The 21,504-nt window shown below is 70.1% G+C and carries 20 protein-coding genes; 9 read left to right on the top strand and 11 right to left on the bottom strand.

Translation table 11 applies throughout. The features are described 5' to 3' along the window. Positions 1-45 precede the first annotated feature (45 nt). Both P6166_RS16370 and P6166_RS16365 read left to right on the top strand, forming a co-directional pair. Positions 46-597 carry a hypothetical protein gene (locus P6166_RS16370; RefSeq protein WP_277765502.1) on the top strand — a complete coding sequence of 184 codons (552 nt, stop codon included), beginning with the start codon at positions 46-48 and terminating at the stop codon, positions 595-597. 143 nt (positions 598-740) lie between these two features. Further along, positions 741-1,439, top strand: coding sequence for a hypothetical protein (locus P6166_RS16365; protein WP_277765501.1), 699 nt, complete (start codon positions 741-743; stop codon positions 1,437-1,439). Between the two features lie 16 nt (positions 1,440-1,455). Here the strand turns inward: P6166_RS16365 and P6166_RS16360 are convergent, their stop codons facing one another. The 8 genes from P6166_RS16360 to P6166_RS16325 form a co-directional block, all read right to left on the bottom strand. Next, positions 1,456-2,190 (bottom strand): DUF481 domain-containing protein, encoded by a 735-nt coding sequence (locus P6166_RS16360; protein WP_277765500.1) that lies wholly within the window; start codon positions 2,188-2,190, stop codon positions 1,456-1,458. Between the two features lie 133 nt (positions 2,191-2,323). Further along, on the bottom strand, positions 2,324-4,054 hold the full coding sequence (gene recJ, locus P6166_RS16355) for a single-stranded-DNA-specific exonuclease RecJ (RefSeq protein WP_277765499.1): 1,731 nt from the start codon (positions 4,052-4,054) through the stop codon (positions 2,324-2,326). Continuing rightward, on the bottom strand, positions 4,051-4,971 hold the full coding sequence (locus P6166_RS16350) for a phosphoglycerate mutase (RefSeq protein ID WP_277765498.1): 921 nt from the start codon (positions 4,969-4,971) through the stop codon (positions 4,051-4,053). The genes recJ and P6166_RS16350 overlap by 4 nt, the downstream gene beginning before the upstream one ends. A 3-nt stretch (positions 4,972-4,974) precedes the next feature. Next, the gene (gene greA / locus P6166_RS16345; protein ID WP_207221066.1) at positions 4,975-5,439 is read right to left on the bottom strand and encodes a transcription elongation factor GreA; all 465 of its coding nucleotides are present in this window, start codon (positions 5,437-5,439) and stop codon (positions 4,975-4,977) included. Positions 5,440-5,447: 8 nt separating this feature from the next. Then, the gene (gene carB / locus P6166_RS16340; protein WP_277765497.1) at positions 5,448-8,690 is read right to left on the bottom strand and encodes a carbamoyl-phosphate synthase large subunit; all 3,243 of its coding nucleotides are present in this window, start codon (positions 8,688-8,690) and stop codon (positions 5,448-5,450) included. 123 nt (positions 8,691-8,813) lie between these two features. Further along, on the bottom strand, positions 8,814-9,944 hold the full coding sequence (gene carA / locus P6166_RS16335) for a glutamine-hydrolyzing carbamoyl-phosphate synthase small subunit (protein WP_277765496.1): 1,131 nt from the start codon (positions 9,942-9,944) through the stop codon (positions 8,814-8,816). 194 nt (positions 9,945-10,138) lie between these two features. After that, the gene (gene dapB, locus P6166_RS16330) at positions 10,139-10,861 is read right to left on the bottom strand and encodes a 4-hydroxy-tetrahydrodipicolinate reductase (RefSeq protein ID WP_277765495.1); all 723 of its coding nucleotides are present in this window, start codon (positions 10,859-10,861) and stop codon (positions 10,139-10,141) included. A 54-nt stretch (positions 10,862-10,915) separates the two neighbouring features. Further along, entirely contained in the window at positions 10,916-11,605 is a 690-nt protein-coding gene (locus P6166_RS16325) for an MOSC domain-containing protein (RefSeq protein ID WP_277765494.1), read from the bottom strand. Between the two features lie 311 nt (positions 11,606-11,916). Here P6166_RS16325 and P6166_RS16320 point away from each other — a divergent pair, with 311 nt between their 5' ends. Beyond that, complete coding sequence (locus P6166_RS16320; RefSeq protein ID WP_277765493.1) at positions 11,917-12,678, top strand: 3-oxoacyl-ACP reductase; 762 nt, start codon at positions 11,917-11,919, stop codon at positions 12,676-12,678. A 49-nt stretch (positions 12,679-12,727) separates the two neighbouring features. Here the strand turns inward: P6166_RS16320 and P6166_RS16315 are convergent, their stop codons facing one another. From P6166_RS16315 to P6166_RS16305, 3 genes are read right to left on the bottom strand one after another with little or no spacing between them, the layout of a single operon-like run. After that, positions 12,728-12,976, bottom strand: coding sequence for a DUF6587 family protein (locus tag P6166_RS16315; protein WP_277765516.1), 249 nt, complete (start codon positions 12,974-12,976; stop codon positions 12,728-12,730). Then, a complete protein-coding gene (gene feoB / locus P6166_RS16310; RefSeq protein ID WP_277765492.1) occupies positions 12,973-14,832 on the bottom strand; it encodes a ferrous iron transport protein B in 1,860 nt (619 codons plus the stop codon). The genes P6166_RS16315 and feoB overlap by 4 nt, the downstream gene beginning before the upstream one ends. Continuing rightward, on the bottom strand, positions 14,829-15,077 hold the full coding sequence (locus P6166_RS16305; RefSeq protein ID WP_277765491.1) for a FeoA family protein: 249 nt from the start codon (positions 15,075-15,077) through the stop codon (positions 14,829-14,831). The genes feoB and P6166_RS16305 overlap by 4 nt, the downstream gene beginning before the upstream one ends. A 114-nt stretch (positions 15,078-15,191) precedes the next feature. Here P6166_RS16305 and P6166_RS16300 point away from each other — a divergent pair, with 114 nt between their 5' ends. The 6 genes from P6166_RS16300 to yeiP all read left to right on the top strand — a co-directional run bounded on the left by P6166_RS16300 (position 15,192) and on the right by yeiP (position 21,285). Beyond that, positions 15,192-15,986, top strand: coding sequence for an enoyl-CoA hydratase-related protein (locus P6166_RS16300; protein ID WP_277765490.1), 795 nt, complete (start codon positions 15,192-15,194; stop codon positions 15,984-15,986). Between the two features lies 1 nt (position 15,987). Next, entirely contained in the window at positions 15,988-16,368 is a 381-nt protein-coding gene (locus P6166_RS16295; protein ID WP_277765489.1) for a VOC family protein, read from the top strand. Positions 16,369-16,399: 31 nt separating this feature from the next. Then, positions 16,400-17,293, top strand: a complete 894-nt coding sequence (locus P6166_RS16290; protein WP_277765488.1) for a hydroxymethylglutaryl-CoA lyase — start codon at positions 16,400-16,402, stop codon at positions 17,291-17,293. Next, positions 17,290-19,845, top strand: a complete 2,556-nt coding sequence (locus P6166_RS16285) for an EAL domain-containing protein (RefSeq protein ID WP_277765487.1) — start codon at positions 17,290-17,292, stop codon at positions 19,843-19,845. Before P6166_RS16290 ends, P6166_RS16285 begins: the two co-directional genes overlap by 4 nt. 72 nt (positions 19,846-19,917) lie before the next feature. Next, positions 19,918-20,688, top strand: a complete 771-nt coding sequence (locus P6166_RS16280) for an SDR family NAD(P)-dependent oxidoreductase (protein WP_277765486.1) — start codon at positions 19,918-19,920, stop codon at positions 20,686-20,688. A 30-nt stretch (positions 20,689-20,718) separates the two neighbouring features. After that, positions 20,719-21,285, top strand: coding sequence for an elongation factor P-like protein YeiP (gene yeiP, locus P6166_RS16275; RefSeq protein WP_277765485.1), 567 nt, complete (start codon positions 20,719-20,721; stop codon positions 21,283-21,285). Positions 21,286-21,504 lie beyond the last annotated feature (219 nt).

Genomic DNA, 21,504 nt, shown 5'->3' with positions numbered 1-21,504 from the left:
TAGCGTGACGTGTATCGATGTTCTTCGCGGCACCCGGTTCGATCCATGCTTCCCAACAGCTCCGCACTGCACGCCTCGGCCACCATCGGCGAGGGAGATTCCCGCAGGTCGTCCACGGTGCGGCGGCATTGGCTGTGCCGCGAACTGGTCGAACACAGTTTCGTGGCCCTGGGCGCCTCGCAACTTTCTCCCAGCGTCGTGGACCTGGAGCGCGAATTGTCCTTCTGGCGCGGGCACTACCAGCGCACCGCCGCGTGGCATCGCGACGTGCTGCCCTTCAACGAGTACGTGCCTGCGTTCACCCTGGGCATCGGGTTGTTCCTGCAATGCCACGACTGCCTGCTGGAAGCGTTGAACGAGCGGATGATGGCCCTGCGCTACGCCCGTGTCCGCCGCCGCTCGCGCGTGGAGTGGCACGAGGCGCGGCAGGCGGTGCATGCCGCCTACCTGCGCTTGCAGACGCATTGGGAGTCGCTCTCCAGCCGCCAGGCACAGGCCGATGCGACGCCCGACCTGCCCCCCGCCTCCCCGCATCAACGCGCGCACGCCACGCTCCTTCCGCCGCGTGCCAAGCGCCCCAGGGTGCGGCCGGCCTGACGCCCCGATGTGAGCGCGATCGTCCCTCTCCCGCCCGCATGCCCAAACGCTCGCGCCCGCACGGTGCATGAGCCGGCGGAGCGCGCATGAAGCCGCGCGCCTCTCGGACCGCCGTCGCATTGCGCCGCGTTTCGGACGACAGCATGGGGTCGTTGCGTCCCATCCTCGAAAGCCGCGGCTATCGCACGCGCTACGCCCCGCTCTCGGCCGAACGGGTACGGTCCATCGACCCGCTGGAGGTGGACATCCTGGTGGTCATCGGCCACCTGCCGCTGCGCGCGGATCTCGCGCAGACGCGCCTGCCGCGCGAGGTCATCGACCTGATCCGCGCGCGTGCGCACTACGGCCTGCCGTTGCTCGGCATCGACTTCGGGGCGCAGCTCATCGCGCACGCGCTGGGCGGCGATATCCGGGCCCTGCCCCGGCCGGAGATCTGCGTGGCGCCCGTGCGGCTGACCGAAGCGGGCAAGCGCTCCTGCCTGGCGCCCCTCGGGCACACCACGCCGGTCGTGCATTGGCATGGCCATGAGGCCGCGTTGCCGCCGGGGTTCGAGACGCTGGCCACGACGCCCGCGTGCGCGACGCAGGCCTACCGTCATGGGCGGGCCACGCTCGGCCTGCAATTCCACATGGAGGCGGACCATGACTACCTCCACACCCAACTGCAGGCATTGCAGACCGCCCTGACCGTGGCGGGGATAGCGCGCGACGCGCTACACGCCCAGGCCACCGAGCAGCTGCAGCGCATGCGCCACGCCTGCCATGCAGTCATGACGCGCTGGCTGGACGATCTCGATGGACAGGAAAGCCCACCGCCGGAGCCGGCCGAGCCCTGGGACTGAGCCGGCCCCGCTGGCTTCACTTCACCGAGTAGACCAGGTTCAACATGGTCACCGTATCGGTCTTCTTGAAGCCCGGATCGACATCGCTGTTGTAGCGGACCTGGTAACCCACCTTGAGCGCCAGCGCCTGGGTCATCGAGACCTGCAGGCCCAGGTCGTTCTGCACGAAGGTGTTCAGGCGGCCGGATTCCACCAGGAAGGTGTCCAGCAGGCGCGTGCTGTCGTTGAGCTGCCAGCCGAAATCGGCCAGTCCGCGCACGATGCCTTCGTTCTCCACCGCGCCGCTGGAAGCATCGTGGCTGCGGCGGAAGCCAGGGCCGATCTCGGTGACCAGGCGCAGGCGGTCGTCGTCCAGCCAGCGGTAGCCATAGCTGGCCGCCGCCACGCCGTGCCAGAGGTAGCTGGCGAAGTTGTCATGGTCATAGCGCAGCGAGCCGACGAGATAGCTGCGCTTGTCCAGGTCGAAGGCCGAGGAGAACGCCAGGCCGTAGCGGTTGGCGGTGTCCTCCATCTCTGATTCCGGCACGCCGTCCAGGTTGCGGTCGACCTCCACCTCGCCGCGGTTGCGCAGCCAGAACACCGAGGCATCGTGGTGCCAGCGCCCGTCGTCGAGGCCGGCGGACAACGCGGCGTTGATGTTTTGCGCGCGCGTATTGCCGCTGGCGCTGGTCAGGCCCAGTTCGCCGCTGCCGGTCCAGCCCGCCGCACTGGCCGGCGCGTCCTGCGCCAGCGCCGGAAAGGAAACGACCATGGCCGCGGCGAGCGCGGCGGGAACACACTTGCGAAGCATCGAACTACCCGTGGTTTTGAAGGAACGGGCAATCTAGTGAGGCCTCACCGCGCCGGATATTGGACGCTTCGCACCCCTGCCACGCCGAAAGCGCCTACGCGCCGGCGGGTTCGCCATGCTCGACGATGAGCTGGATCGCCTCGCCGCCACGGTAGTCGTCGCGCACCAGGCGGTAGGCCAGATGCATGCGTGGCGGTGGCGGCTGGCCGCGCCAGCCGCCGAAGTGGATCGCGTTGACGGGCGCCGGCAACCCCGCCAGGCGCAAGGTGTAGCGCACATGGCGCTCCTTCAACGGCCGCCACTGCACCACGTCGAACACGCCGTCGAACAAGGGCTCGGGGAACGCCTGCCCCCATGGGCCAGCCATCTGCAAAGCCTCGGCGTGGCGCCAGTCGAACTCGTGCGGCGCCAGTTCGCCATCGCTGAGCAGTTCGGCGTGCAGCGTGGACGGATCGACCAGCCGCTCCACCTGCGCCAGCAGCGCCTCGCCGAACGCGGGCAGCGCGGCGCGCGGCAGGCTCAGGCCGGCCGCCATCGCGTGCCCGCCGAAGCGCTCGATGAGGCCGGGATGCCGCGCATCGATGGCCGCCAGCACGTCGCGCATGTGCAGGCCGGCGATCGAGCGCGCCGAGCCGCGCAGCAGTTCGGCGCCTGGTTCGGCCGGTGCGAACGCCACCACCGGGCGATGCAGCCGGTCCTTCATCCGCGAGGCCACCAGGCCGATCACGCCCGGATGCCATTGCGCATCGAACAGGCACGCGGCGAGCGGCGCCTGCCCCTCGGCCTGCAACAGGGCGCGCGCCACTGCCGTCTCGGCCTCGTCGGTCATCGCCTGCTGCACCGCGCGGCGCTCGGCGTTGATCTCCTCCAGCAGCGCGGCTATCTCCCGCGCCCGCTGCGGTTGCTCGCACAGCAGCAACTCGATGCCCAGCGCCATGTCCTCCAGGCGGCCGGCGGCGTTGAGCCGCGGCGCCAGCGCGTAGCCGATGTCGCTGGCCGTAAGCCGCGCGGCATCGCGCCCGCTGGCTTCGATCAAGGCGCGCAGGCCGATGCAGCCTTTGCCCTGGCGCAGGCGTCGCAGCCCGGCCAGCACCAGCGCACGGTTGTTCACGTCCAGCGGCACGAGGTCGGCCACCGTACCGACGGCCACCAGGTCGAGCAGCTCGCCCAGGTCCGGCCCGGCATCGGCAAAGGCGCCACGGCCGCGCAGTTCGGCACGCAGCGCAAGCAGCACGTAGAAGATCACGCCGACGCCGGCCAACGCCTTGCTCGGGAAACCATCGCCGGCGAGGTTCGGATCGACGATGGCATGCGCGGGCGGCAGCTGTTCGCCCGGCAGGTGGTGGTCGGTGACCAGCACCGTCCAGCCGCGCGCACGCGCGGCGGCGATGCCGGCATGGCAGGCGATGCCGTGGTCAACCGTCACCAGCACGTCGGGGCGCAGCGGGGCCAGCTCTTCGACCAGCGCCGGCGACAGGCCGTAGCCGTGCACCATGCGATTGGGCACCGCGTGGTGGACGTCGGTGGCGCCGAGCATGCGCAGCCCGCGCACGCCGACCGCGCAGGCGGTGGCGCCGTCGCAATCGAAATCGCCGACGACGAGGATGCGCTGGTGCGCGGCGATGGCATCGGCCAGCAACGCGGTGGCATGTGCGATGTTGCTCAGCGCCGACGGCGGCAGCAGCCCGGCCAGCTTCGGCTGCGCGGCATGCATGTCGCGCGCGCCACGTGCCGCGTACAGGCGTCGCAGCAACGGCAGCGTATCGTCGGGCCACTCGCCTTCCACGCCCGCCGCGCGGCGGACGATCCTTGCCGTTGCCTTCATCCGGCCAGGCCGGTCCACGGGCGGCGCCAGAAGCGCCAGCGCTGGGGCGCCGACAGCGAGAGCACTTCGCCGTCCTGGAAGTCCAGCGTGAGGCGACCGAGTTCGCCGCGACGCATGGCCTGCATCAGCGGCTGCACCACGTCGTCGCTGAACTGCTGCAGCGAGCGCAGATGGCGCAGGTCCACCAGCGCATCCACTTCACCTTCGGCATCGGTCGCCACGCCAGCAGCTTGCGCGAGCGCGCGCAACAGCGGCTCGCGGCTGCGCACCTGGCCGTAAGGCGCGCTCACGGCGTCCGGCAAACGGCTACCGCCCCAGAACCACAGCGAGTTGATCGCCGGCTTGCCACGCGCGATGCGCTGGCGGTTCCAGGCGTGCTGGTGCAGCAGCACCTGCGATTCGGTCAGCAGCGCACGCCAGCGGCGGCCGGCCTCGCCTTGCGGCAGGTGCGCGAACAGGTCGTCGCCGAGCGCGTCGTCGGGTTCGGCGAAATCCGGCAGCTCGGCCTGCGGGGACAAGCGCAGGTACCAGCGCGAGGGGTCCGGCGCGTCGAGCACGAAGCCGGCATCGGCGAACAGCGGGCGCAGGTCGGGCAGCAGCGCGGCCGCGTCGGCCGCCTCCAGGCCCATCGCCTCCCCGTGCGCCATCATCCGCGCACCGTGCATGTCCGGCACCACGTAGGCCGGATCGGCGCGCAGCCAGGTGGCGCCGGCCGCATCGCCGGCATCGCGCTGGCGCGTGAGCGCCGCCACCGGCCAGGTGGCCGGGGTGATCGAGAAGTGACGCAACAACTGGGCGCGCTCGCCGCTGTCGGCGGCGCGATGGTCGGCCCGGGCCAACGCCCGGGCGACGGAATCGGCCGCCAGCTTGCCCGGCAGGCGGCCGCGGGCCGGCAACAGCAGGGTCGCCGTGGCCATCGGTCAGTCGAGGTAGGCGACGCTGACCACTTCGTACTCGCGCTGGCCGGCGGGTGCGTCGATGGTGACGCTGTCGCCTTCCAGCTTGCCGATCAGCGCCCGCGCCAGCGGCGAGGAGATCGCGATCAGCCCTTGCTTGATGTCCGCTTCCAGGTCACCCACGATCTGGTAGCGCTTTTCCTCGTCGGTCTCCACGTCGGCCAGGGTGACGGTGGCGCCGAACACGATCTTGCTGCCGGCGCCGAGCTTGGTCACGTCGATCACCTCGGCGTGGGACAGCTCGCCTTCCAGCTGCTTGATGCGGCCTTCGATGAAGCCCTGTTCCTCGCGCGCGGCGTGGTACTCGGCGTTTTCCTTGAGGTCGCCATGCTCGCGGGCCTCGGCGATCGCGGTGATCACCTTCGGGCGCTTGACCGACTTCAGGTGATCGAGCTCCTCGCGCAGACGCTGCGCGCCCTTGGCAGTGATGGGGGCTCTCATGCTTCCAGCTCCTTGTGCAGTTCCTGCAGCGACCACACCGGGCCGGTTCCGCGGAACTCGAGTGAATTCACCAGCGCGCGGGCGCCGGCGATGGTGGTCGAATAGGTCACGCGCTGCTGCAGCGCTTCCCGACGGATCGAGAAGGAATCGGCGATCGCCGCGCGGCCTTCGGTGGTGTTGACGATATACACGATTTCGCCGTTCTTGATCGCATCGACGATGTGCGGACGTCCTTCCACCACCTTGTTGACGATCTCGCATTCCAGGCCGTGCTGCTGCAGCCACGCGCCGGTGCCGCGGGTGGCGACCAGGCTGAAGCCGCGTTCGACCAGCGCCTGGGCCACCGGCAGCACGCGCTTCTTGTCCGGGTCACGCACCGAGACGAACGCCTTGCCCGGCTGCGGCGCCTTGATGCCGCCGGCTTCCTGCGCGCGCGCCAGCGCCGCACCGAAGCTGCGGCCCACGCCCATCACCTCGCCGGTGGAACGCATTTCCGGCCCGAGGATCGGGTCCACGCCCTGGAACTTGGCGAACGGGAAGATCGCTTCCTTCACCGAGTAGTAGTCCGGCACGATCTCCTTGGTCGCGCCCTGCTCGGCCAGCGTCTTGCCGGCCATGCAGCGCGCGGCGATCTTGGCCAGCGGCACGCCGATGGCCTTGGATACGAACGGCACGGTGCGCGAGGCGCGCGGATTGACTTCCAGCAGGAACACGGTGTCCGTGCCGTCCTCGTTGGTCTGGATGGCGAACTGGGTGTTCATCAGGCCGACCACGTTCAGCGCCTTGGCCAGCTCGACGACCTGGCGGCGCAGCTCGTCCTGGGTGGCGGCCGACAGCGAGTACGGCGGCAGCGAGCAGGAGGAGTCGCCCGAGTGCACGCCGGCTTCCTCGATGTGCTCCATCACGCCGCCGATCAGCACGTTGCCGTCCTTGTCGGCGATGATGTCCACGTCCACCTCGACGGCGTTGTCGAGGAAGCGGTCCAGCAGCACTGGCGAGTCGTTGGAGACCTTCACCGCGTCGCGCACGTAGCGCGCCAGGTCGGATTCGCCATAGACGATTTCCATCGCGCGGCCGCCCAGCACGTAGCTCGGGCGCACGACCAGCGGGTAGCCGATCTCGCGCGAGAGCAGCAGCGCCTCGTCGGCGTTGCGCGCGATGCGGTTCGGCGGCTGCTTGAGCGCGAGCTTGTCCACCAGCTGCTGGAAGCGCTCGCGATCCTCGGCCAGGTCGATCGAATCGGGCGAGGTGCCGATCACCGGCACGCCGTTGGCTTCCAGCGCCTTGGCGAGCTTGAGCGGGGTCTGGCCGCCGTACTGCACGATCACGCCCTTGGGCTGTTCCAGCTCGACGATTTCCAGCACGTCTTCCAGCGTCAGCGGCTCGAAGTACAGGCGGTCGGAGGTGTCGTAGTCGGTGGAGACGGTTTCCGGGTTGCAGTTGACCATGATGGTCTCGAACCCGTCCTCGCGCAGTGCCAGCGCGGCGTGCACGCAGCAGTAGTCGAACTCGATGCCCTGGCCGATGCGGTTGGGGCCGCCGCCGAGGATCATGATCTTGTCGCGGTTGCTCGGCGCCGCCTCGCACTCGTCCTCGTAGGTCGAGTACAGGTAGGCGGTGCTGGTGGCGAACTCGGCGGCGCACGAGTCCACGCGCTTGTACACCGGGCGCACCTTGTGCGCGCGGCGCAGCGCGCGCACGCCGGCCTCGTTGGTCCCGGTCAGCTGGGCCAGGCGCGCATCGGAGAAGCCGGCGCGCTTGAGCTTGCGCAGGCGTGCGGCGTCGAGGGCGCCCAGGCCGTCCGCGGCGACCTGCTGCTCGGTGGCGATGATCTCCTCGATCTGGTCGAGGAACCACGGGTCGATGTAGGAGAGGTTGTAGACCTCTTCCACGCTCATGCCGGCACGGAAGGCATCACCGACGTAGAACAGGCGCTCCGGACCCGGCGCCTTGAGTTCGCGGCGCAGCGTGGTCAGGTCGTCGGCATCGGCGAGGTTCAGGCCGGTCGGGTCCAGGCCGATCTTGCCGGTTTCCAGGCCGCGCAGGGCCTTCTGCATCGACTCCTGGAAGGTGCGGCCCATCGCCATCACCTCGCCCACCGACTTCATCTGGGTGGTCAGGCGCGCATCGGCCTGCGGAAACTTCTCGAAGGCGAAGCGCGGAATCTTGGTGACGACGTAGTCGATCGACGGCTCGAACGAAGCCGGCGTGAGGCCGCCGGTGATCTCGTTCTTCAGCTCGTCCAGCGTGTAGCCGACGGCGAGCTTGGCCGCGACCTTGGCGATCGGGAAGCCCGTGGCCTTGGAGGCCAGCGCCGAGGAACGCGACACGCGCGGGTTCATCTCGATCACCACCACGCGGCCGGTGTTCGGGTTGATGCCGAACTGCACGTTGGAACCGCCGGTGTCCACGCCGATCTTGCGCAGCACCGCGATGGAGGCATCGCGCAGGCGCTGGTATTCCTTGTCGGTAAGCGTCTGCGCCGGAGCGACGGTGATCGAGTCGCCGGTGTGCACGCCCATCGGGTCGAGGTTCTCGATCGAGCAGACGATGATGCAGTTGTCCGCGGTGTCGCGGACCACTTCCATCTCGAATTCCTTCCAGCCCAGCACCGATTCCTCCACCAGCACCTCGGTGGTCGGCGACAGTTCCAGGCCGCGGTTGACGATCTCGATCAGCTCTTCGCGGTTGTAGGCGATGCCGCCGCCGCTGCCGCCCAAGGTGAAGCTGGGGCGGATGATGGTCGGGTAGCCGACGCGGGTCTGGATCTCCAGCGCTTCTTCCAGCGTGTGCGCCACGGCCGCCTTCGGGCACTCCAGGCCGATCTCGCCCATGGCCACGCGGAACAGCTCGCGGTCCTCGGCCATGCGGATCGCTTCGCGCTTGGCGCCGATCAGCTCGACGTTGTACTTCTCCAGCACGCCGTGGTCGGCCAGGTCCAGCGCGCAGTTCAGCGCGGTCTGGCCGCCCATGGTCGGCAGCAGCGCGTCGGGCTTCTCCTTGGCGATGATCTTCTCGACCGTCTGCCAGTTGATCGGCTCGATGTACACGGCGTCGGCCATGTTCGGGTCGGTCATGATCGTGGCCGGGTTGCTGTTGACCAGCACCACGCGGTAGCCCTCGTCACGCAGCGCCTTGCACGCCTGCGCGCCGGAGTAGTCGAACTCGCAGGCCTGGCCGATGACGATCGGGCCGGCGCCGATGATGAGGATGGTCTGGATGTCTGAGCGCTTGGGCATTTTCTTCTCGAGATCTGGGCGGTCGCGGGGCGGCGGCCGCCTGTCAGGATGGATCGGTGGGGAGCAGCGGACGGTGCACGGGGGATGGGGGCCGGCGGGCGCCAGGCGCGCGCCGGCCGCCGCTCACGCCTTGTGCTCGCCGATCAGCGCGATGAAGCGGTCGAACAGCGGCGCCACGTCGCGCGGGCCCGGCGAAGCTTCCGGGTGGCCCTGGAAGCTGAAGGCCGGCGCGTCGGTCAGCGCGATGCCCTGGTTGGTGCCGTCGAACAGCGAACGGTGCGTCACCCGCACGTTGGCCGGCAAGGTCGCCTCGTCCACCGCGAAACCGTGGTTCTGCGAGGTGATCATCACCCGGCCATCGTCCAGGTCCTGCACCGGGTGGTTGGCGCCGTGGTGGCCGTGGCCCATCTTCACGGTCTTCGCGCCGGCGGCCAGCGCCAGCAGCTGGTGGCCCAGGCAGATGCCGAAGGTCGGGACCTTGCGCGCGACGAATTCCTTGATCGCGGCGATGGCGTAATCGCACGGTTCCGGGTCGCCGGGGCCGTTGCTGAGGAACACGCCATCGGGCTTGAGCGCCAGCACCTCGGCCGCCGGGGTCTGCGCCGGCACCACGGTGACCTCGCAGCCGCGCTCGGCCAGCATGCGCAGGATGTTGAGCTTCACGCCGTAGTCGTAGGCGACGACCTTGTACTTCGGCGCGGCGTTGACGAATTCATTGCGGTCCAGGTCCAGCTGGCCCTCGGTCCACGGGTAGGCCTTGTCGGTGCTGACCACCTTGGCCAGGTCCATGCCCTTCAGGCCCGGGAACTTGCGCGCCGCTTCCAGCGCCTTGTCGACGTCGATGTCGTCGCCGGCCATCAGCGCGCCGTTCTGGGCGCCCTTCTCGCGCAGGATGCGGGTGAGCTTGCGGGTGTCGATGCCGGAGATGGCGACCACGCCGCGCGCCTGCAGCCATTGCGGCAACGAGGCCTGGCTGCGCCAGTTGCTCGGGCGGCGCGGCACGTCGCGCACGATCAGGCCGGCCGACCAGACCTTGCGGGCCTCGTCGTCCTGGTCGGTGAAACCGGTGTTGCCGATGTGCGGGTAGGTCAGCGTGACCAGCTGGCGGGCGTAGGACGGGTCGGTGACGACTTCCTGGTAGCCGGTCATGGCGGTGTTGAACACCACTTCGCCGACCGACAGCCCGGAGGCGCCTACGGATTCACCCTCGAACACGGTGCCGTCTTCGAGGACAAGGATTGCGGGTTGGGTCACGGGAATCTCGCTGTGGCTGCGGGGGACTCCGAGATGCACCGGCCAAAATCCGGTTGCAGCAAAGCGCGGACGCGGTGCTGGGGACCGGTCCGACGCTAGGTTCGGGCAAGCGGGAATTGTAGCGGCAAGCGCCCGGCACTGCCAGTGTGAATACGGAATGCCGCTATTCCATCGCGGCGTGGCGTGCGCCGCGTTCAGCCAAGCAGATCGCGCACGCGATACAGCCCCGGCGCGCGGCCGTGCAGCCGCTTGGCCGCATGCAGCGCGCCGCGCGCGAAGATGTCGCGGTTGGTGGCACGGTGCACCAGCTCGATGCGCTCGCCCAGGCCGGTGAACTGCACCAGGTGCTCGCCGACGATATCGCCGGCGCGCAGGCTGGCGAAACGCGGTTGCGCACCGCTGCCGGTGGCCGCCTCCCCCAACGTGAGCGCCGTGCCCGAAGGGGCGTCCTGCTTGTGGATGTGGTGCGATTCGACGATGTCGCAATCCCAACCCGGCAACGTGCCGGCGGCACGCTCGACCAGGTCGGCCAGCACGGCGACGCCGAGGCTGAAGTTGGATGCCCACACCAGCGGAATCTGCGCGGCGGCCTGGGCCAGCGCCTCGCGCTGCTCCGGCGCCAGCCCGGTGGTGCCGGAGACCAGCGCCACGCCCCGCTGCACGCACAGCGCCAGCAATGGCGAGAAGCCCTGCGGCAGGCTGAAGTCCACCGCGACATCGAAGGGCGGCGCGCCCGCCAGCTCGCTGGCGGCGAAATGCGGCACGCCGTCGACAACCCGCTGCGACGGCGCACGCCCGACCACCGCAGCGACGACCGCCAGCGCGGGATCCTCGGCGGCCAGACGCAACAGGGCCTGGCCCATGCGCCCGGAGGCGCCGTGGATCAGCAATTTGAGGGGGGCGGTCGGCGTATTCATGGGCGCAGGCTAGCGGCTGGGAGAGACACTGGGAAGCCCTGCGGCGTGCATGCGTCAGCCCGGCGTCGCGCCATGCAGGCGCTTGTCCCAGCTCTCCACCTGCCCCTGTGCCAGGCGGCGCTCGAAGAGCGTACGCCACGAGGGCACCAGCGGCAGGCGCAACACCTCCTCCAGCAAGGCCGGTTCGACCCCGCGCCGGTACAGCAGCTCCGCCAACCGGGCCAACGGCCAATGCGGATGCGGCCGCGCCTTCAGCACCAGGACATCGCCTGCCGCCACGTGCCCCGGCGCCAGCACCCGGTAGTACCAGCCGGTGCGCCCGGTGTCCTGCACGCGCCGCGCCATGTCGGCCACGCCGAAGCGATCGGACAGCTTCCAGCACGGCTGGCGCAGTTGCGAGACCTCCACCACCGCCGTTCCCAGGGCGAAGCGATCGCCCAGGCAGACGTCGGCCTCGGTCAGGCCGCTACTGGAGAGGTTCTCGCCGAACGCGCCGCCGGCGGCGAGCAGCGGATGATCGCCCAGCGCCGCGCGCCAGGCCGCGTAGTGATCATGCGGGTAATGGTGGATGGCCTTGTCCGGGCCGCCATGCACGCGCCGGTCGCCCTGTTCGTCGCCGGCCAGGCCCAGCTCGCCCACCGCCACCGGCCCGTCCACCCGGCGCTTGTCGATCGCGCTGCGGCTGCCAGGCCGGGTGAAGTCCACGACCTTGCCCACCCGCACCTGTTCGATTCGCACGTCCATCGCATTCCTCCACGCTGACAGCCGATTATGCGACCGCCGGGCCGACGCGCGCCTGGCCAGCGTGCATCGTGATTGCGGCTCGGCGTTGGGCCGAGCACGGCACGCCGACCCGCATCCGCCAGCGCCTGTGCAGCAGACGCGCTGCGTGACCGCCTCCGTGCGTGCGAACTCCCGCCCCGCTGCCCATGCCGGCAATCCACCTGAAGCACGCCAGCATCACCGACGCCCCACCCGCGTGCGCCGCATCCTGCGGTGCCCGGATGAGTCCCGGAAAAGCCCTTAAGCTGTCGCATCCCCCTTGGAATGCTTCCATGCAGCTCAACCAGCAGCTCGTTCTCGTCACCGGTGCCGGGCGCGGCCTGGGCCAGGCCATCGCGCGCGCCTTCGCCGCCCAGGGCGCGCGGGTCGTGATCAATTACCACCGCAGCCGCGAGGCCGCCGAAGCGCTCGCCGCTGATCTGGGCGACCACGCCCTGGCGCTGGCCGCCGATGTCACCGACCCGGCCGCGGTCCAGGCGCTGGTCGCCCGCGCGCAGGCGCACTTCGGCCAACCGGTGAGTACGGTGGTCAACAACGCGCTGGCCGATTTCTCCTTCAATGGCGACGCACGCGCGCGGCCGGACAGCATCGGCTGGGCGGATTTCGCCGCGCAGTTCGAGGGCAGCGTGCGCGGCGCGCTCAACACCGTGCAGGCCACGCTGGCCGGCATGCGCGAGCGGCATTTCGGCCGCGTGGTGAACGTGGGCACCAATCTCTTCCAGAACCCCGTGGTGCCCTACCACGACTACACCGCCGCCAAGGCCGCCCTGCTGTCGCTGACGCGCACGCTGGCCGGCGACCTCGGGCCGGACGGCATCACTGTGAACATGGTCTCCGGCGGCCTGCTGCGCACCACCGATGCGAGCGCGGCCACGCCCGAGGCGGTGTTCGACTACATCGCCGCGGCCACGCCGCTGCGCAGCGTCACCACCCCGGCGGAATTCGCCGATGCGGTGCTGTTCTTCGCCTCGCCATGGTCGCGCGCGGTGACCGGGCAGAACCTGGTGGTGGACGGCGGCCTGGTGCGCGATTGACGAGCGGCCGGCGGCGATGCGCGCCGCGTGCCGCGTGCCGCCGCCGGAGTCAGGGCTTGGGCGGCGTGGGGCCGCAGCTGTCGCAGCCGCCGCAGGCGCCTGCGTTGCCGCTGGCCGGCGGCGCCAGCCGGCGCCCCCATCGCTGCGCCCGCGCAGAGGAACGCCGCAGCAACGCCAATGCCAGTGCCGAGCGGGTGCGCCGCCAGCTGTTCGGGAACTGCTTCTTCCACACGACGCCCGCGCTGACCACGGCGGCCAGCGCGATGACGAGATATTGCAGCCACAGGCCCATGGTCAGCCCGCTCCCATCGCCTTGGCCAGCTGGTAGGTGATCAGCGCGGCCACGTAGGCCAGCGCGAACAGGTAGGTGGCCGCCCAGGCCATCTGCTTCCACGAGTTGGTCTCGCGCTTGATCGTGGCCAGCGTGGACAGGCACATCGGCGCGTAGATGTACCAGACCAGCAGCGACAGCGCGGTCGCCAGCGACCAGCCGTCATGGATCAGCGGCGACAGCGCCTGCGCGGCGGCATCGTCGTCGGCCGCCGAGAGCGCGTACACCGTCGCCAGCGAGGACACCGCCACCTCGCGCGCGGCCAGGCCGGGGATCAGCGCGATGCAGATCTGCCAGTTGAAGCCCAGCGGCGCGAAGATCGCCGTCATCGCGTGGCCGATGCGCCCGGCGAAGCTGTAGTCGATGGCCGGCAGCGTGGCGTCGGCCGGCGCGCCCGGGAAGGACAGCAGCACCCACAGCAGGATGGTCAGCGCCAGGATGATGCCGCCCACGCGCTTGAGGAAGATCATGCCGCGCTCCCACAGCCCCAGCGCCAGGTCGCGCGGATGCGGGATGCGGTAGGACGGCAGCTCCAGCAGCAGCGGGTGCTCGCTCTTGTCGCGGCGCCACTTCTTCATCACCCACGAGACGATGAGCGCGCTGGCGATCGCCGCCGCGTACAGCCCGAACAGCACCAGGCCCTGCTGGTTGAAGATGCCCCAGACCGTTTTCTGCGGGATGAAGGCGCCGATGAGCAGCGCATACACCGGCAGGCGCGCCGAGCAGGTCATCAGCGGCGCGACCAGGATGGTGGCCAGGCGGTCGCGCGGGTCCTGGATGCTGCGCGTGGACATGATGCCCGGCACCGCGCAGGCGAAACTGGACAGCAGCGGGATGAACGAGCGACCCGACAGCCCGGCGGCCGACATCAGCCGGTCCAGCAGGAATGCCGCGCGCGGCAGGTAACCCGATTCCTCCAGCGCCAGGATGAAGGCGAACAGGATCAGGATCTGCGGCAGGAACACGATCACGCCGCCGACGCCGGCGATGATGCCGTCGGTCAACAGGCTCGTCAGCGGCCCCTCCGGCAACACCGAGCCGACCCAGGCGCCCAGCGCGCTGGTACCTGCGTCGATCAGGTCCATCACCGGGGTGGCCCAGGCGTAGACCGACTGGAAGATCAGGAACATCAGCACGATGAACGTCGCCAGCCCGAACACCGGGTGCAGCAGCCAACGGTCGAGCGCGTCGTCGATACGGCTGGTGCGCTCGGGCATCTGTACCGCGGCGGCCAGGATCTGCCGCACCAGCGCGTGATAGTTGCCATCCTCCGGCGGCGCGGCGGTCGGCGCGGCCAGGTGCGGGGCCAGGGCGTCGATCTTCTCCACCAGGGCCTGCGCGCCATGGCGGCGCACCGCCACCGTCTCCACCACCGGCACGCCGAGCGCCTGCTCCAGCGCCTGGCGGTCGATCACGATGCCGCGGCGCTGCGCGGCATCGACCATGTTCAGCGCCACGATCATCGGCCGGCCCAGCTCGCGCAGCTCCAGCGCGAAGCGCAGGTGCAGGCGCAGGTTGGTGGCGTCCATCACGCAGACCAACACGTCCGGGGCGGCCTCGCCCGGGTAGAAGCCGCGGCACAGGTCGCGGGTGATCGCCTCGTCCAGGCTGGCCGGGTTGAGGCTGTAGGCGCCGGGCAGGTCGAGCACGGCGAATTCGCGCCCGGACGGCGCACGCAGGTGGCCCTCCTTTCGCTCGACGGTCACGCCGGTGTAGTTGGCGACCTTCTGCCGGCTGCCGGTCAACTGGTTGAACAGCGCAGTCTTGCCGCAGTTCGGATTGCCCACCAGGGCCAGGCGCAGCGGCGTCGCGGCGGCGTTCATGCCGCTTCTCCGGCCTGGCGCACCTGCACCCGCGCCGCCTCGCTGCGGCGCAGGGCAAAGCGCGTGTAGCCGACCTGCACCAGCAGCGGCTCGCGCCCCACCGGGCCGACCGCCACGACCTTCACCTCCTCGCCCGCCACGAAGCCCAGCTCGCGCAGGCGACGCGCGATGGCGTCGTTGGCGTGGCGGTCGTGCACGGATTCGACGAGGGCGGGCTGGTGCAGCGGCATATCGGACAGCGTCACAGAACGCCCTGTGAGGATAGGAATGGTTCTCAACTGTACCACGCGCCGCGCCGCGTCATGGCCACTCCCACCCCGCTGGTTATCATGGATGCATCGTTCCAGGAGCGGGATGCCATGCACGAGGCGGTACTGTCGATCGAAGACGCGGCGGGGGTGCGCACGCTGCGCCTGCAGCGCCCCGCCTTGCACAACGCCTTCGATGCCCGCCTGATCGCCGAGCTCACCGCCGCGCTGGAAGCGGCGGGCGCCGATGCGTCCGTACGCGTGGTGGTGCTGGCCGGTGCCGGTGCGTCCTTCTCGGCCGGCGCCGACCTGCAATGGATGCGCGGCATGGCCGCGGCCAGCGAAGCGGAAAACCGCCGCGACGCCGAGGCGCTGGCGCGACTGATGCGCACGCTGGACGAATTGCCGCGCCCCACCCTCGCCCGCGTCCACGGCGCGGCCTACGGCGGCGGGGTCGGGCTGGTCGCCTGCTGCGACATCGCCATCGGCACCGAGCAGGCCCGCTTCGGCCTGACCGAGAGCCGCCTGGGCCTGCTGCCGGCGGTGATTTCGCCTTACGTGATCGCGGCCATCGGCCCGCGCCAGGCGCGGCGCTGGTTCGCCAGCGCCGAAACCTTCGATGCGGCCACCGCGCAGGCGATCGGCCTGCTGCACCAAGTGGTGCCGGCGCAGGAGCTGGACGCGGCCGTGGCGCGCCAGGTCCGGCTGCTGATGGCGGCCGGGCCGCACGCCGTCGGCGCGGCCAAGACGCTGGTGCGCGAGGTCGCCGCCGGCCGCGACCGCGACCGGCTGGACCATGACAACGCCGCGTTGATCGCCCGCCTGCGGGTGTCCGCGGAAGGCCAGGAAGGCCTGTCGGCCTTCCTCGACAAGCGCCCCGCGGCCTGGGTGCCCCAGGAGGACTGACATGCTCGACCACATCGGTATCGGCTGCCGCGATTTCGCCACCAGCCTGGCTTTCTACCGCGCCGCGCTGGCGCCGCTGCAGCTGACGGTGGTGATGTCGGTCACCGCCGAGCAGACCGGCGCCGGCGACCACGCCGGCTTCGGCCGCGACAAGCCGTTGTTCTGGATCCGCACCCAGGCCGCGGCGGCCGGCGGCACCCACGTCGCCTTCGCGGCCGACAGCCGCGCGCAGGTCGATGCCTTCCACCGCGCGGCGCTGGCCGCCGGCGGCCGCGACAACGGCACGCCCGGGCTGCGCCCGCACTACCACCCGAACTACTATGGCGCCTTCGTGCTGGACCCGGACGGGAACAACATCGAGGCGGTCTGCCACCGCCCGTGACCGGCCCGGCGCCAAGGACAGGAGCCCTGCAATGAGCGATTTCGTGCGCGTGGTCGAGGTCGGCCCGCGCGATGGCCTGCAGAACGAGAAAGTCGCCGTCGCCACGGCCGACAAGATCGCGCTGGTCGACCGCCTGTCCGCCACCGGCCTGCGCACCATCGAGGCGACCAGCTTCGTCAGCCCGCGCTGGGTGCCGCAGCTGGCCGACGCCGCCGAGGTGTACGCCGGCATCGACCGCCGCCCCGGCATCGCCTACCCCGTGCTGGTGCCCAACGAACAGGGCTACGACCGCGCGCGCGCTGCCGGCGTGGCGGAAGTGGCGGTGTTCACCGCCGCGTCGGAAGCCTTCAACCGCGCCAACACCAATGCCGGCATCGACGAGTCGATCGAGCGCTTCCGCCCGATCCTGGCGCGGGCGCGCGCCGAGGGGGTGAAGGTGCGTGGCTACGTCTCCACCGTGCTCGGTTGCCCGTACCAGGGCGAGGTGGCGGTGCAGGCCGTGGTGGACGTGGCGCGCCGCCTGCACGCACTGGGCTGCTACGAGATCTCGCTGGGCGACACCATCGGCGTGGGCACGCCGCTGAAGGCGCGCCGGATGCTCGCCGCGGTCGCGGCCGAGGTGCCGATGGCCGCGCTGGCGGTGCATTTCCACGACACCTACGGCCAGGCGCTGGCCAATATCGCCGCCTGCCTGGAAGAAGGCGTGCGCGTGGTGGACAGCGCGGTGTCCGGCGCCGGCGGCTGCCCTTACGCCCGCGGCGCCAGCGGCAATGTCGCCAGCGAGGACGTGGTGTATATGCTGCACGGCATGGGCATCGACACCGGCATCGACCTGCAGGCGCTGGCGGCCACCGGCCGCTGGCTGGCGGCCTTGCTCGGCCGCGAGACCGGCAGCAAGGCCGGCCGCGCGTTGGCGGCGACATGAACGCCGGCGCCCGTTCCGGTTCCGCCGCCCCCGGTGCAGACATCGCGCCGGCGGATACGCTGGCCGAGATCGAGCGCTTCCTGGCCGTCCATCCCGACGACCCCGCCGCCCCGCTGCTGGCGCGCTGCGCCGAAGCGCTGCATTCCTCGCACACGCGCTACGAGGCGCTGTTCGACGCGGTGCCCGACCCGGTGAGCATCCTCAGCGAGACCGGCATCGTGCTGGACCTCAACAAGGCCGGCATCGCCGCCTACCAGCGCCCGCGCGAGGCCATCGTCGGCCAGCCGATCGAGCTGCTCAACCCGGATCTGCCGCGCGACCACCTGGACCCGGTGTGGGAAACGCTCAAGCGCGGCGAGACCTACGTCATCGAAGTCACCAACATGCGCGGCGACGGCAGCCGCTTCCCGGTGGAGGTGCATTCGGCCGGGTTCCAGCTCGACGGCAAGCCGTGCATCGTGGCCGTGGCGCGCGACCTCAGCGGGCGCTGGCAGGCCGAATCGCGCTACCGCCTGCTGATGGAATCCATCGACAAGGGCGTGGTGCTGTTCGACCACGACCGCCGCGTGGTCTCGGCCAACCCGGCCGCGCACCGCATCCTCGGCGTGGCCGCCAACGAAGCATTGGGCGACCTGTTGCAGCCCGACGACTGGGTGGTCGTGGACCAGCACGGCCGCCACCTGCCGCGCGAACAGTGGCCGATGAGCCGCGCGTTCGCCGAGGGGCAGATCATCGCCAGCACCACGATGGGCCTGTACCACCGCCCGAAGGGACGGATGATCTGGATCTCGGTCACCTCGGTGCCGGTGTTCTCCACCGGCCGCGACCAGCCCGACCACGCCTTCGCCCTGTTCTCCGACATCACCGAGCTCAAGCGCGACAGCGCGATCTTCGACCGCGCGCAATCGCTGGCGCACATCGGCGGCTGGGAATGGAACCGCAGCCAGCAGCGGCTGTACCTCACCGAGGAATCGCTGCGCATCCTCGGCCAGCCCGACCCGCCGCAGACCATGACCCAGTTGCTGGCCTGCCTGCGCGGCGACGGCCAGGCGCGGCTGGAGGCGGCGCTGATCGACGCGGTGGCGCGGCAATCGGGCTTCGAGCTGGAACTGCAGGGCCAGCGCGGCGACGGGCATTCGTTCTGGGTTCGCATGATCGGCGAGGTGGAGAGCGGCGACCTGGCCTCCACGCGCATCGCCGGCACGCTGCAGGACATCACCGAGCGCAAGCAGACCGAGGAGACGCTGCGCATCCAGGCGCGTACCGATCCGCTCACCGGCATCATGAACCGCGACGCGGCGCTGTGCGACCTGGCCGCGCGGCTGTCCAACCCGACGCATGCCCGGGTGGCGGTGCTGTACATCGACCTGGACCGCTTCAAGACCATCAACGACGTGCTCGGCCACAACGCCGGCGACGAATTGCTGATCGAAGCGACCCAGCGCATCTCGCGCGCGGTGGGCACCGAAGGGTTGATCGCGCGCTTCGGCGGCGACGAATTCCTGGTGGTGTGCGATACGCGCGACCTGCCCGACCAGCCGGAGCGGTTGGCGCAGGCGATCACCGAGCAGTTCGCGTCCCCGTTCCGCTTCGGCAAGGACGAGTTCTCCGTCACCGCCAGCATCGGCATCGCGCGCGCGCCGCAGGACGGCACGCGCCCGCAGCAGTTGATCCAGAACGCGGACATGGCGATGTACGACTGCAAGCGCCGCACCCGCAACGGCTGGCAGAGCTTCAGCGCGGAACTGGCACGGGCCCAGCAGGACCGGCTGCAGATCGAGTCGCAGCTGCGCCGCGCCACCGACGAAGAGGAATTCCGGCTGGTCTACCAGCCGCAGGTCGACCTGCGGCACGGCCGCGTGGTGGCCGCCGAGGCGCTGATCCGCTGGCAGAACCACCAGCTTGGCGAGCTGCGCCCGGACCTGTTCATCAGCCACGCCGAAAGCACCGGCGACATCGTGCGCATCGGCCGTTGGGTGCTGCACGAGGCCTGCCGCCAGGTGCGCGAGTGGATGGACCAGGGCCTGGGCGTGGTGCGGGTGGCGATCAACGTGTCCTACCGCCAGTTCGTCGGCGAGGATCTGGCCGAGCAGGTGCGCGAAGCCTTGGCCGAGTTCGGGCTGCCGGGCTCGGCGCTGGAGCTGGAGTTCACCGAACGGGTGCTGATCGAGGACGCGCCCTCGACCCTGCAGACCTTCGCCGACCTGCGCGACATGGGCGTGGTGCTGACCATCGACGATTTCGGCGAGGGCTACAGCGCGCTGAACTACCTGCGGCGGCTGCCGATCCACGGCCTCAAGCTGAGCCAGCTGTTCGTGGAAGGCGTGCCGGGCAACCGCTCGGACGTGGCGGTGTGCGAGGCGGTGTGCGGCATCGCGCGCAGCCTGGGGCTGGGGCTGGTGGCCGAGGGCGTGGAGTCCGAGGCGCAGCGGCAATTCTTGCTCAAGCTCGGGGTGCCGGTGGGCCAGGGGTTCCTGTTCGCGCCCGGCCTGCCGCCGGACGAATTCGCGCGGCGGCTGGAAGAACTGCAGTTGCCCCAGCTCACGCCTTGATGCCGCGCAGCACGGCGCCGGCGGGGCTTGGGCTAGAATCTCGCTTCTTTGTTCCCGGACTTTCATCCCCTCATGCAGCCTGAATCCGTACGCGCGATCGTCACCGGCGGCGTCTCCGGCCTGGGCCTGTCGGTGGCCGCGCGCCTGGTCGCCGATGGCGGCCGCGTGGCGCTGTTCGACGTCAACGACGACAAGGCGGCCGCGGCCGTGGCGCAGCTCGGCGAAGCCAACGCCCGCTACTTCCGCACCGATGTCACCGACGAGGCGCAGGTCGCCGCGAACGTGGCCGACGCGGCCGCCTTCCTCGGCGGCCTCAACACGTTGGTCAACTGCGCGGGCATCCTCGGCGCGGGCCGCGTACTCGGCAAGGAAGCGCCGATGCCGCTGGCGACCTTCCGCAACACCGTGCTGGTCAACCTGGTCGGCAGTTTCAATGTCGCCAAGGCCGCGGCGGACGTGATGCAGCACAACGTGGCCGGTGAAGACGGCGAGCGCGGGGTGATCGTCAATACCGCCTCGGTGGCGGCGTTCGAGGGCCAAGTCGGCCAGGCGGCGTATTCGGCGTCCAAGGGGGGCGTGGTGGGCATGACGCTGCCGATGGCGCGCGAGCTGTCGCGCTTCGGCATCCGGGTGATGACGATCGCGCCGGGCATCTTCTGGACGCCGATGGTGGACGGGATGCCGGAGGCGGTGCAGCAGTCGCTGTCGGCCTCGATCCCCTTCCCTTCGCGTCTGGGCCAGCCGGACGAGTTCGCCGACACCGTGGCCTTCATTCTGCGCAACCGCTACCTCAACGGCGAGACGATCCGCCTGGACGGGGCGGTGCGGCTGGCGGCCAAATAATTCCCTGTCACCTTTGCCACGATTCCAGACATGAAAGCCAACGACATCAAGAAAGGCAACGTCGTCGAATACAACAACGGCGTGTACCAGATCCGCGACATCGAGCGCAGCTCGCCGCAGGGGCGCGGGGGCAACGTGCGCTTCCGTTTCATCATGTACAGCGTGCCGGGCGGCACCAAGCTGGACGCGAGCTTCGATGCGGACGACAACCTGACCGAGGTGGAGCTGCTGCGCCGGCAGGCGACGTTCTCCTACAAGGACGGGGAGGCCTTCGTGTTCCTGGACGATGAGGATTACACGCCCTACACGCTGGACGCGGACGTGGTCGGCGAGGACGCGGGCTACATCACCGAGGGGCTGAGCGGGCTGTACGTGCAGGTGATCGACGATCAGCCGGTGGCGGTGCAGATGCCGCAACACGTGACGCTGGAAGTGGTCGATACGCCGCCGGAACTGAAGGGCGGCACGGCGACCAAGCGGCCGAAGCCGGCCAAGCTCAATACGGGCATCGAGATCATGGTGCCGGAGTACATCACCAACGGGGAGCGCATCCTCGTCAATACGACCACCGGGGAGTTTGGCGGTCGGGCGGATTGATTTTTTTCCTGCGGGTAGGTTTTGTTTGAAAAGGGCGGCCAGGGTTGGCCGCCCTTTTTGTTTTTGGCTTGGGTTTTGCCGGGGATGGCCGGTTTGCGACTTGCTGCGTGGATCGGCTGCCCGTGTTCCGCGCGCGGGCCGTGGGGGCGGGGCCCTTTCGGGACACGCCGTGAATCCATCCATGGAGGCTCGTAGGCGACATCCATGTCGCCTACGGTC

The organism is Stenotrophomonas sp. HITSZ_GD (assembly GCF_029543105.1).
Classification (GTDB): Bacteria; Pseudomonadota; Gammaproteobacteria; order Xanthomonadales; family Xanthomonadaceae; genus Stenotrophomonas_A.
The sequence above is the reverse complement of the archived record's forward strand: the minus strand, read 5'-3'. Positions and strand labels throughout refer to the sequence as shown.

What these genes read in the sequence shown, in the direction of transcription:
- P6166_RS16370 (WP_277765502.1), top strand. Translation starts at nt 46, where the DNA reads ATGCTTCCCAACAGCTCCGCACTGCACGCCTCGGCCACCATCGGCGAG.
- P6166_RS16365 (WP_277765501.1), top strand. Translation starts at nt 741, where the DNA reads ATGGGGTCGTTGCGTCCCATCCTCGAAAGCCGCGGCTATCGCACGCGC.
- P6166_RS16360 (WP_277765500.1), bottom strand. Translation starts at nt 2,190, where the DNA reads ATGGTCGTTTCCTTTCCGGCGCTGGCGCAGGACGCGCCGGCCAGTGCG.
- recJ (WP_277765499.1), bottom strand. Translation starts at nt 4,054, where the DNA reads ATGAAGGCAACGGCAAGGATCGTCCGCCGCGCGGCGGGCGTGGAAGGC.
- P6166_RS16350 (WP_277765498.1), bottom strand. Translation starts at nt 4,971, where the DNA reads ATGGCCACGGCGACCCTGCTGTTGCCGGCCCGCGGCCGCCTGCCGGGC.
- carB (WP_277765497.1), bottom strand. Translation starts at nt 8,690, where the DNA reads ATGCCCAAGCGCTCAGACATCCAGACCATCCTCATCATCGGCGCCGGC.
- dapB (WP_277765495.1), bottom strand. Translation starts at nt 10,861, where the DNA reads ATGAATACGCCGACCGCCCCCCTCAAATTGCTGATCCACGGCGCCTCC.
- P6166_RS16325 (WP_277765494.1), bottom strand. Translation starts at nt 11,605, where the DNA reads ATGGACGTGCGAATCGAACAGGTGCGGGTGGGCAAGGTCGTGGACTTC.
- P6166_RS16320 (WP_277765493.1), top strand. Translation starts at nt 11,917, where the DNA reads ATGCAGCTCAACCAGCAGCTCGTTCTCGTCACCGGTGCCGGGCGCGGC.
- feoB (WP_277765492.1), bottom strand. Translation starts at nt 14,832, where the DNA reads ATGAACGCCGCCGCGACGCCGCTGCGCCTGGCCCTGGTGGGCAATCCG.
- P6166_RS16300 (WP_277765490.1), top strand. Translation starts at nt 15,192, where the DNA reads ATGCACGAGGCGGTACTGTCGATCGAAGACGCGGCGGGGGTGCGCACG.
- P6166_RS16295 (WP_277765489.1), top strand. Translation starts at nt 15,988, where the DNA reads ATGCTCGACCACATCGGTATCGGCTGCCGCGATTTCGCCACCAGCCTG.
- P6166_RS16290 (WP_277765488.1), top strand. Translation starts at nt 16,400, where the DNA reads ATGAGCGATTTCGTGCGCGTGGTCGAGGTCGGCCCGCGCGATGGCCTG.
- P6166_RS16285 (WP_277765487.1), top strand. Translation starts at nt 17,290, where the DNA reads ATGAACGCCGGCGCCCGTTCCGGTTCCGCCGCCCCCGGTGCAGACATC.
- P6166_RS16280 (WP_277765486.1), top strand. Translation starts at nt 19,918, where the DNA reads ATGCAGCCTGAATCCGTACGCGCGATCGTCACCGGCGGCGTCTCCGGC.
- yeiP (WP_277765485.1), top strand. Translation starts at nt 20,719, where the DNA reads ATGAAAGCCAACGACATCAAGAAAGGCAACGTCGTCGAATACAACAAC.